We start from the raw sequence: 2,090 nt of genomic DNA on the forward strand, positions 1-2,090 counted from the left end.
GGCCGCCGTGCTCGCCACCCAGCACCAGCCCTCAGGCGGTGCAGAGGCCGAGTCCCGCCACTGAGACCGTGCCACCCGGCCCCCGCCGCCGGGACGATCGGCCCCTCCCCCGCCGGCCCGCCGGCACCGGACCCTGGAGGCAGGTTCCGGCCGGGAGGAGAGCGTCATGATGCCCACGACCCTCGACGGGGCGACCTTGGAGAAGCTCGTCGCCGCCGCCGTCGCCGCACCGTCCTTCCACAACAGCCAGCCCTGGCGTTTCCGGCTGGACCCGGACACCTCCACGCTCCTGGTCCGTGCCGCCGGTGAGCGCGGGCTGCGGGAGGCCGACCCGCTGGGCCGGGCGCTGCACCTGTCCGTGGGTGCCGCGGTGTTCAACCTGCGGGTCGCGGTCGGCCATTTCGGCTGGGATCCGGTCGTACGGCTGCTGCCCGCCCCGGCACAACCGGACCTGCTGGCCTCGGTCCGGCTGGCCGGACCCCGCCGGATCGGCACGGAACACCGAGGCGACCTGTACCAGGCGCTCTGGCGCCGCCACAGCAGCCGCTCGCCCTTCTCGGGGCACCGGCCTCCGGGCCCCGTCCTCGCCGAACTGGCAGACGCCGCGCACGCGGAGGGGGCGACGCTGCGCCTGCCCGGCGCCGACGAGACGCAGCGGCTGCTGAAGCTGACCGCCGAGGCGGAGCGGCGCGGTGTCACCGACCCCGCGCGCCGCGACGAGAGCCGCGGCTGGCTGCGCGACGGCGCGCCGGACGGGCTGTCGACGGACGTTCTGGGCCCGCCGGACGCCTCGGGCCGGCTGCCCGTGCGCGACTTCTCCGCGCTCCGGCCGGAGCACCGGCCGCCTCCCGCCGTCTTCGAACAGCGGCCCCTCATCGCCGTGTTGTCGACCGCCCACGACCGGCGTGCGGACTGGCTGCGGGCGGGGCAGGCACTGGAGCACGTGCTGCTCGTCGCCACCGCGCACCGGGTACGGACGTCGCTGCTGCACCAGGCGCTGGAATGGCCCGACCTGCGGTGGGCGCTGCGCGGCACCGACGGCGGCCCGGGCCATGTCCAGATGCTCATCCGGCTCGGATACGGCCCCCAGGGCCCGGCGAGCGCCCGCATCCCGGCGGACGAGGTACTCGACCGGACGTGAGCATGCCCGGAGGGTGAGGCACGTCCCCACCGTGAGGCCCGTCCGGACGGCTCGAGGGGGCGGCAGGGACGCGGGGCCGGCTATCGGCCGTTCGGTGGTACCCGCCGCTGCAGGCGGGTACCACCGGTGGCGTGTGTCCGGGCGGTGAACGACCAGCCCAGCTTCTCCGCCCGCTGGGCGAGGTTGACCAGGCCGTTGCGCCGGCCGCCCTCGGGCAGCCCTACGCCGTCGTCGGTCGCGGTCAGGGTCAGGGTCAGGGTCAGGGTCAGGGTCAGCATGCCGGAGCCGACCACGAGCACCACGTCCGCCGAACGGCCGTGCGCGTGCCGGGCCACGTTGGACAGGGCCTCGCCCAGCACCGCGACGACGTGATCCGCCACCGTGGCGGGGACATCGGTGTCGATGAGGCCCTCCATCCGCAGCGCGGGGGTGGATCCGAGCGCCGCGACGGCCTCCTCCACGGCCTTCGCCGCACGGACCCGGAGTCCCTGCCGTGCCGGGCCCGTCTCGTGGGCGCGGAGCCCGAAGACGGTCGAACGGATGATCTTGAGGGTTTCGTCGAGGTCGTCCACCGCGCTCAGCAGCCGCTCGCTCGCCTGCGGGTGATCGACGAACCGCAGCGCGCTCTGCGGGGTCATCCCCGTGGCGAACAGCCGCTGAATGGCCAGGTCGTGCAGGTCACGGGCGATGCGGTCGCGGTCCTCCAGCTGTGCCAGCTGCTTCCGGCGCAGCCGCTCCGACCTGCTTCAACATAGCGGCATCCGGACCAATCCGAGCGCTCTTCCGTACGCCGTGCGCGTGGACGCACCGATCGCCCCCTGGGTCATGAGGCGCCCCAACCGGTGCCCGCGGCAGGGACGTTCGGCCCCATGCCGACGGGCCTTCGGCCCACGGCGGACCACCCCGGACCGCAGGACAGTGAACACGCAACGAAATCAACCAGGTTCAC

The 2,090-nt window shown here is 74.6% G+C and carries 1 protein-coding gene and 1 pseudogene; one reads left to right on the forward strand and one right to left on the reverse strand.

What is annotated here, in order from left to right:
• Positions 1-166 precede the first annotated feature (166 nt).
• Positions 167-1,141 (forward strand): Acg family FMN-binding oxidoreductase, encoded by a 975-nt coding sequence (locus ACWDAS_RS41410; protein ID WP_450401148.1) that lies wholly within the window; start codon positions 167-169, stop codon positions 1,139-1,141.
• 80 nt (positions 1,142-1,221) lie between these two features.
• On the opposite strand, the pseudogene ACWDAS_RS41415 reads toward ACWDAS_RS41410, so the two are convergent.
• A pseudogene (locus ACWDAS_RS41415) lies at positions 1,222-1,875 on the reverse strand (sensor histidine kinase); the annotation flags it as partial.
• Positions 1,876-2,090 lie beyond the last annotated feature (215 nt).

The sequence above is a fragment of the Streptomyces sp. NPDC001070 genome (genome assembly GCF_053598835.1).